Raw genomic sequence first — 7592 nt, forward strand, 5'->3', positions numbered from 1 at the left:
GCACAACCCCGGCACCCCTGACCCCGACGACTTCGACCCCGCAGCCAGTTCCCTGGCCGGGCAAGTGGACAACTCGGTGATGGCCGAACTGCTGTCCATCCGCTCAAGCATCGATAACATCGACGCGACCCTGGTGTACCTCCTGGCCGAGCGCTTCAAGGCGACCCAGAAGGTGGGCTTCCTCAAAGCCAACCACCGCCTTCCGGCCGGTGACCCGGGGCGGGAAGCCGCCCAGATCGCCAGGCTCCGGCGGTTGGCCGAAGACGCCCACCTCGACCCCGCCTTCGCCGAGAAATTCCTCAATTTCATCATCGGCGAGGTGATCCGGCACCACGAAGCCATCGCGGAGGGCCATCAGGCCGCCGCCCTGGATACCCAGGCCGCCACCACCGCATGAGGGTTGAACCGCAGGACCAAGGCGCCACAGCCGCGCCGGTGCAGGCGCCGCCCCTGGAAGTGACGGCCACCGCCCTGGGCCCATGGCCCGGCGACGATCCACTGGAGGCCACGCGGATCATCAGGGGTGAACTGGGCAGCCCGCACCTGCCCTTCCTCGCGGAACTGCCGGACCGTGGCGTGGGCTCGGACGCCCTTGGCCGCACCGCCACGCTCCTCGAAGAACTGGCAGTGGACGTCCAGCCATACGGTTGGCGGCTGGTGGACCGGCCCGGCAAGGACCACCGGCGGGCCGTGTCCGCGCTGTCCACCGACATTAATATCCTGGCCGACGTGGTGGGCGCCGAGGACACCTCAGCGGCCGAAATCAAGGTCCAGCTTGTGGGGCCGATGAGCCTCGCGGCCGGCCTGCACCTCCATAACGGCGAACGGGCCCTGCTCGACTACGGTGCCCGCCGTGACTTGGCGGCCTCGCTCGCCGCTGGAGTGGGCGCTTACCTGGCCCGGGTATCCGCGGCAGTTCCCGGCGCCCGGCTGGTGGTCCAGGTGGATGAGCCCGACATCGCTGCCGTCCTGGCCGGAAGCATCCCCACCTCCAGTGGGTACCGCACCCTGCGGGCCGTCGCCGCCTCCGAGGCCCGCGAGTCCTGGCGCGTGGTCCTGGATTCGCTGCGCCTGGCCGGTGCTGCAGAAATCGTGGTCTCAGTTCCGGAGATCGAGGCTCCGTTTGACCAAATCCTTGCCGCCGGAGCTGACGGGATCGCCGTGCCGATGAAGGCGTTGACCAACCGGCAGTGGGAACAACTGGCCGGTGCGGTGGAGGCCGGCAAACGGCTGTGGGCCGGTGTCCTGGATCCGTCAGCGGAGCTGCCGCGGACAGCGGAGTGCGTGGAACGGGTGTGGCGCCCCTGGCGGCAGCTTGGCCTGCCGGCAGCCGCGCTGGCAGGGGTCCGGGTGACGCCGTCCGCCGGTGCGCAGGCACGGACCCCAGCCCAGGCCACGGCCGTGCTGGGCAGGCTTACCCAGGTTGCGGACGGGCTCAACCAGCTGACGTGAGCGGCGCGACCGGTCAGGTCCGGTTTTCCCAGCGGTCCGGCTGCGCGTAGCGGGGCAGGAAACTTTGGGCCGAGCTGCCGCCGGCGTAAGGCCGCAACCGGTAGTCGAAACTGCCGGCGTACACCAGCACCACCCCGATTTGGGGCTGGATCACCTTGACCTGGATCCGGTGCCTGCCGTCCGTGCCGGCCGCCGGATCCCACCACTGCTGTGCATAGGCTTTGGCGTCCAGGGCCGCGGGCAGGGGAATCCGCAAAGCTCCGAGGAAAAGCCGGGACGCCTCGGAGATCCCGCGGAGCTTGCCGTCCGGGGTGACGCTGAGGTTCAGGTCAGTGACCATCCGCCGGTACCTGCCCACGTAGTCCACCAGCCTGGCGCCTGCCGCGCCGTCCCTTTCGGCGCTGGTGGTGTCCTGGAAAATCCGGGTCCGCCCGGGGAACCTGATTTCACGCCGTGCGGTCAAGCTGGAGCGGCCGAACGGATCCTGGTGGGCATGGTTTTCGATCCGGAACGGGATGTCCTCGCCGTACTCGGGGAAAAACGCCTCCTCGCCGCCGGTCATCCGCAGCAGCGGCCGCAGCCAGTCCTGGCGGCACCCCACCACATCGAAGGTTCCTTCCCCCACGCCGTATTGGCCTGATCCAGGGACCAAGGAAAAGTACTCCTGCAGCTCGGGCTGCAGCCTGTCGAAAGCAGACCCAAGGGCCTGTTTGTAAATGGGGACGTTCATGGCGTGCCTCCTGCCGGGACGAACAGCTGTGGCTTCACAATCTACCGGCCGCCTTGAGCCGGATGTACATATCGGCCAGGGCGGGCGGCAACTGGTGCGGTTCAGCGTCCACCACCTCCACCCCGCAGCGGCGCAGTTCGGCGCTGACGGCAGCCCGCTGAAGCAGGGTCCGTTCGGCTGCGGCGGCCCGGAAGACGCTGCTGGCGTCCCCACGATCGCGGAGCATGGTTTCGAGCTGGGGGTCCCTGACGGCGGCAACCACCACAACGTGGCGGCCGGCCAGTTGGGCGGCCACCGGAATGAGGCCTTCCTCCGGGGCTCCGCCGTCGAGTGAGGTCAGCAGGACCACCAGGGAGCGGTGGGCCGACACCGCCCGGACCTCGGCCGGGACCGCCGGCCAGTCCATTTCGATGAGCTCGGCATCCAGGGGGGCCATGGCCTGCACCATCCGGCCCAGGAGGTTGCCCTGGCCGGCGGAACCGGCACGCGCCCGGATTCTCCTGTCGAAGGCCAGGAAGTCCACCCGGTCCCCGCCGCGCTCTGCCAGGACCCCCAACAGCAACGCGGCTTCCATCCCCGTGTCCAGCCTGGTTTCGTCGCCGATCCTGGCGGCCGAGGTCCGGGAGACGTCCAGGACCATCACCACCCGCCGGTCGCGTTCGGGCCGCCAAGTGCGGACCACCACGGCGGAGCGGCGGGCGGTGGCGCGCCAATCGATGGACCGGACGTCGTCTCCGCGCACGTAATCGCGGAGGGAATCGAACTCCGTGCCCCCGCCGCGGATCTGCACCGCTGCCTTCCCGTCGAGTTCACGCAGCTTCCGCAGCTTCGACGGAAGGTGGCGTCGGGAATGAAAGGGAGGCAGGACCCGCAGCGAGCCCGGAGAGGTGATGGTCACCTGGCCTGCTGCAAGCCCGAGTGGTCCGAAGGCCCGGACAGTGATGTGCGGGGTCCGGAGGTCTCCGCGGCGCACCGGGTGCAGCCTCACGGTGACGCGGCGTCCCTCGCCGGGCGGGACATCGATGTGCTGGACGGGGTTCTCGGCCCCTGCGGACGGCTGCCAGCCGTCGCGGATGGAGCCGCGGAGGCGGCGCCGTCCGTTGTTCCGGATGGTGAGGGTGGCCTCGACGCTGCCATGCAGGGTGACGCTGCCGGGCTTGGGCCGGAGCACTTCAATGGAGCGGAGCGACGCTGCCAGCAGCACGTCGGCGACCAGCAACGCAGCCAGCACGCCCACTGTCGTCAGGACCGTGGCCCGTCCGGGAAGCAGCAGGACGGGCACCAGGCCAAGCAGGACCAGGAGGACAAAGCGCCCGGAAACGGCCATCAGCGCGGTACAGGAACGGATGCCAGGATGCTGCCCAGCACATCGTCCACCCGTACGCCGTCCATCTGCGCTTCGGGCTGGAGCGACACCCGGTGCCGGAGGCACGGCAGCGCCAGGGATTTCACGTCGTCAGGGGTGACGAAGCTCCTGCCAGAAAGCCACGCCCATGCCCGGGACGTATTCAGTAAAGCGGTGGCGCCACGGGGAGAGACGCCGAGCTGGAAGGACGGGGCCGTGCGGGTGGCCCGCACCAGGTCCACGATGTAGCCAATGATTTCCGGTTCCACGGCAACGGCTGCCATGGCTTCGCGGGCCAGCGCGAGGTCCCCGGCACCGGCCACTGCCCGGATACCTGCTGCGGCCAGGTCCTGCGGGTTGAACCCGGCGGCGTGGCGGCGGATGACTTCAACCTCGTCGTGGCGTTCCGGCAGCTGCATGGTGAGCTTAAGGAGGAACCTGTCCAACTGAGCTTCCGGCAACGGATAGGTCCCTTCATATTCGACAGGGTTCTGCGTGGCGGCCACCATAAACGGGGCCGGCAGCCTGCGGGACACCCCGTCCACCGAGACCTGCCGCTCTTCCATGGCCTCCAGCAGGGATGCCTGCGTTTTGGGTGGCGTCCTGTTGATTTCGTCAGCCAACAGGATGTTCGTAAAAACCGGTCCTTCGCGGAACGTGAAGTCTGCCGTCCGGGAGTCGTACACCAGCGAACCGGTGACGTCTCCGGGCATCAGGTCCGGGGTGAACTGGACTCGTTTGGTGTCCAGGCTCAACGCCGCGGACAAGGCACGAACCAGCAGCGTTTTGGCCACGCCCGGGACACCTTCAAGAAGCACATGTCCTTGTGAGAGCAGGCCCACGAGGAGTCCGGTGACCGTGGCGTCCTGGCCCACCACGGCCTTCGCCACCTCGCGGCGCACATCCTGCAGCGCCTGACGGGCCGCGTCGTGCTCCGTTGATTCAAGGACCCGGGGCCCGCTGCTGTAGTCGCTCATGTATTCCTGACCTCTTTCTCGAGTTGGTCCAGTTCCTGCGCCCAGGCCACCAACCGGGCCTCGGTGCCGGGGTGTTCGTTAATTAGTGTTCGGATACGGTCAGCAGGCCGGCCCAGGAGGCGCGCCAGGGCCTCGATTGCCTGCGCATCGGTGGCCTCCGGTCCCAGCCTGAGCTTTCCGGACAGCCGGACCAGTGTTCCGGCGCGTAGGTTGTCGCGTGCCTGCCCAAGGGCGCGGGCATCGTGGTAAAGCCGCGCGCGCCCTTCCGCGGTTTCCACCGCTTTGACCACCACCGGCAGCGGTTCAAACACCAGCGGCCCATTCCGGCGGCCACGCCACACGATGGCGGCCAGGGCGACAATCAGCAGCCAGGGACCCAGGTACGGCACCCACTTGGGTCGCAGCTCCGCCAGGGAGGTTGGGGCCCCGGATGGTTCCAGGTCCGCCAGGGAAGGCAGGTACCAGACGAGGTCTTCAGAGGTGCCGAGGGTGCGCAGGGCCAGGGCGGCATTACCGTGCTCGGCCAGGTGCCTGTTTCCCAGGATCGTGGTGCTGCCCAGGACGGTCAACCGCTCATCGTCGCTGACGGCAAGCATTCCCCCGGCGGCACCTTGCGGCCGGTAGCAGGTGGTGCCGCCGTCGTAGGTGAAGCCAGCGTCTCCGGACACCGGACCGGCCGCTACGGCGTCCGGCAGTGAGCATCCGGGTTCCAGGACCGGCACCCCGTCCGGTACCACTCCCGCCTGGCGGATGTTCGGGGTCGTGGCGTCCTCGGGTGCCCCGGACCCTGTCAGGGCAGAAAGGGTGGCAAGCCGGGGAGTGACCACGACTATCCGTACCGCCGAGTCTGCCAGTTCACTAAGCTGTTCGCCGGAAAGGAAGCCACTGCGGTCATAGAGCAGGAGGGTGGGGTAGTCGCTGTTCGCCAATGCCTCCATGGCGGTTTCGAAATCACCGGCCTGGTGGACCTCGACACCGTGTCGGCCAAGGATTTCGCCGACAGCCCGGCTTCCGTTGGGACCGGCGTTTGCGAGCGACAGGGTTTCACTGTCCCCCTTGGGGGCAAGCTGGTTCCAAATGCCAAGGGCCAGTCCCACGGCGACGACACTTGACAGGATCGCCAGGCCGCGGTGCCTGCGCACCCAGCCTGATTTCCGGGTAGCCAGGGCCGGGTCCGAAGGAGGTTCGTCCGTGGCCTCGGTGGCTTCCTGTGGAGCGGCGCTCACGGCAGCGCCGCGCTGCGCTCGGTGCCGGCGGGGGCAGGGCGTGCGGTTTCGAGCGCTGCATCCAGGCTTGCCAGGTCCCGGTAGTCGGCGGCCTCAGCGGGCGTATTGCCGTAGCGGACGGCGTCGAAAGTCCTTGCCGCCTGGTCCAGGCGCAAGGTTTCGGCGCCGAACGCCGCGGACAGCCCGCGCGCTGCCTCGTCGGCAGTGCGGCCGGGTTCAGGGTCCAGGATGGTCCGGTACTCAGCTGACCGGACCATGGCCCGGAACAGGTCGACGACGGCGTCCCCCCACCTTTGTTCGGCGGCGGACTTTGCGGCCCGCTCCCGGAAGTCCCCGGCAGTAAGCTGGCTTGCGCTTTCGAACACTGGGTTGGCCTTACGGTGCTTCGCGTTCAAGCGGGGCCTGGCCACGATAACCGCCGCGGCGATGATGGCAGCTATAACGATCCCGATGACGGGGCTGGGGACCGGTGCGCCTTCGGCCGGCTGTCCTCCGATGGAGTTCAACCAGTCCAGGACTGTTTCCCACGCGTCGGCAAGCCACGATGGTGCGGCATCCCGGTATTCAGGCCTGGCCAGTTCCTCACTGGCCCACCGCCGGGCCTCGTCAGCACCTGGCAGCAGCGGGGGTTCAGCGGACATCCGGCCAGGTTCCGGGTGTTGCGCCGGCCGCGGGAGCCTGGCCGGGAGCACCTGCAGGCAGGCCCCGGCCGGGGATCCCGTCGGGATCGTCGCCGGACTCCAGGAGCCGCAGCAGCGAAATATCCAGGCCGTCCTTGCGCATCCGCAGGTCGAGGTAGAGCAACGCCATCACAGATGTCTGGAACGCGTAACCAAGGGCGCCAACCATGATGCCCACAATGGCCGTAAGAACCAGTCCAACGATGGCCAACCCGGCAGAACCGCCGGTTCCGCCGTCGGGCGAGACGGTGCTGCCAAGGAACTGGACCAAAAGGCTGATGGGTATGGTCACGACCTGGCTGATGACCGAAATAAGGATTCCCACCACCAGGGTGATTCCCAGGATCCGCCACCAGTTGGCGCGGGTCAGGCCCCACGACCTGCGGATGGCGGCCATGGCACCCAGTTCCTCAATGACCACGGCAGCCGGTGCCACCAGCACCTTGATGGTCAACCAGATGTACAGGACGAACATCCCGAACATAACAGGCAGCAGGATCAACAGGCCGGTCGCGTCCATGGTGCTGATCACCAGCGCAGCCACGCCTACGGGGATCAGGACAGCGACTACGCCGGCGCCGAGGTACACCAGCGCCAGCCTGACGAGCGCTCCGGTACGGGACCTGGCCAGTTGCCACATCTGGCGGAAGCCCGTGCGGCGGTCCAGGATCCCACGGGCCACCGGGACCACCATGGCGCCCTGCAGGATCGTGGCCACCAAAACGGACAAAACCGCGGCAACAGCGATCCCGCCCACAAACCCAAACCCCAGGGCGGCGAAGTCCGCTGCGGTGGCGTTGTCCGCCCACCCCGGATTGAAAAGGGTTCCGGCGGCGGCGCCTGCGGTCAGGAGCGCCGTAAGGATGTAGATCAACGATTGCGCGAGGAGGCCGGCGCCGAGCATGGCCTTGGCGTTACGACGGATGGTCTGGAAGGAACCGTCCATGATTTCCCCGAAGAGCAATGGACGCAACGGGACAGTGCCGGGTTTCGGCGGTGCCATGTAGCGGGGCTGGCCGTAAGGTGCGCCGCCGGTCGGACCTCCCTGCCAGGCCGGGGGAGGGGGACCCCATGACGGGCGTTGGCCCCATGGTTGTTGGGCAGATTGCTGGCCTTCGGGTTGGCCCCATGGTTGTTGTGGGGGTTGTTGGCCTTGGGCTTGGCCCCATGGTTGTTGGCCCC

General features: G+C 68.1%; 8 protein-coding genes. 2 read left to right on the plus strand and 6 right to left on the minus strand.

Annotated elements, in window-relative coordinates; all coding sequences use genetic code 11:
- Both ASF72_RS05655 and ASF72_RS05660 read left to right on the plus strand, forming a co-directional pair.
- Positions 1-397, plus strand: a 397-nt coding sequence (locus tag ASF72_RS05655; protein WP_056597161.1) for a chorismate mutase, incomplete at its 5' end; no start/stop codon positions are given.
- Complete coding sequence (locus ASF72_RS05660; RefSeq protein WP_157370898.1) at positions 394-1452, plus strand: hypothetical protein; 1059 nt, start codon at positions 394-396, stop codon at positions 1450-1452. The genes ASF72_RS05655 and ASF72_RS05660, both read left to right, overlap by 4 nt.
- 13 nt (positions 1453-1465) lie before the next feature.
- Here the strand turns inward: ASF72_RS05660 and ASF72_RS05665 are convergent, their stop codons facing one another.
- The 6 genes from ASF72_RS05665 to ASF72_RS05690 are packed head-to-tail and all read right to left on the minus strand — an operon-like array spanning position 1466 to position 7413.
- Positions 1466-2182 carry a DUF4166 domain-containing protein gene (locus tag ASF72_RS05665; RefSeq protein ID WP_050687865.1) on the minus strand — a complete coding sequence of 239 codons (717 nt, stop codon included), beginning with the start codon at positions 2180-2182 and terminating at the stop codon, positions 1466-1468.
- A gap of 34 nt (positions 2183-2216) precedes the next feature.
- Positions 2217-3509: a DUF58 domain-containing protein gene (locus ASF72_RS05670; protein WP_056597164.1), complete on the minus strand. Its 1293-nt coding sequence runs from the start codon at positions 3507-3509 to the stop codon at positions 2217-2219.
- Positions 3509-4504, minus strand: coding sequence for an AAA family ATPase (locus ASF72_RS05675; RefSeq protein ID WP_050687863.1), 996 nt, complete (start codon positions 4502-4504; stop codon positions 3509-3511). Before ASF72_RS05675 ends, ASF72_RS05670 begins: the two co-directional genes overlap by 1 nt.
- Positions 4501-5730, minus strand: a complete 1230-nt coding sequence (locus tag ASF72_RS05680; RefSeq protein ID WP_235504658.1) for a DUF4350 domain-containing protein — start codon at positions 5728-5730, stop codon at positions 4501-4503. Before ASF72_RS05680 ends, ASF72_RS05675 begins: the two co-directional genes overlap by 4 nt.
- On the minus strand, positions 5727-6371 hold the full coding sequence (locus ASF72_RS05685; RefSeq protein ID WP_056597167.1) for a DUF4129 domain-containing protein: 645 nt from the start codon (positions 6369-6371) through the stop codon (positions 5727-5729). Before ASF72_RS05685 ends, ASF72_RS05680 begins: the two co-directional genes overlap by 4 nt.
- Entirely contained in the window at positions 6361-7413 is a 1053-nt protein-coding gene (locus ASF72_RS05690; protein WP_050687861.1) for a DUF7847 domain-containing protein, read from the minus strand. The genes ASF72_RS05685 and ASF72_RS05690 overlap by 11 nt, the downstream gene beginning before the upstream one ends.
- Positions 7414-7592 lie beyond the last annotated feature (179 nt).

The sequence above is a fragment of the Arthrobacter sp. Leaf141 genome, assembly GCF_001424565.1.
Lineage (GTDB): Bacteria > Actinomycetota > Actinomycetes > Actinomycetales > Micrococcaceae > Arthrobacter.

What these genes read in the sequence shown, in the direction of transcription:
- ASF72_RS05660 (WP_157370898.1), top strand. Translation starts at nt 394, where the DNA reads ATGAGGGTTGAACCGCAGGACCAAGGCGCCACAGCCGCGCCGGTGCAG.
- ASF72_RS05665 (WP_050687865.1), bottom strand. Translation starts at nt 2,182, where the DNA reads ATGAACGTCCCCATTTACAAACAGGCCCTTGGGTCTGCTTTCGACAGG.
- ASF72_RS05670 (WP_056597164.1), bottom strand. Translation starts at nt 3,509, where the DNA reads ATGGCCGTTTCCGGGCGCTTTGTCCTCCTGGTCCTGCTTGGCCTGGTG.
- ASF72_RS05675 (WP_050687863.1), bottom strand. Translation starts at nt 4,504, where the DNA reads ATGAGCGACTACAGCAGCGGGCCCCGGGTCCTTGAATCAACGGAGCAC.
- ASF72_RS05685 (WP_056597167.1), bottom strand. Translation starts at nt 6,371, where the DNA reads ATGTCCGCTGAACCCCCGCTGCTGCCAGGTGCTGACGAGGCCCGGCGG.
- ASF72_RS05690 (WP_050687861.1), bottom strand. Translation starts at nt 7,413, where the DNA reads ATGGCACCGCCGAAACCCGGCACTGTCCCGTTGCGTCCATTGCTCTTC.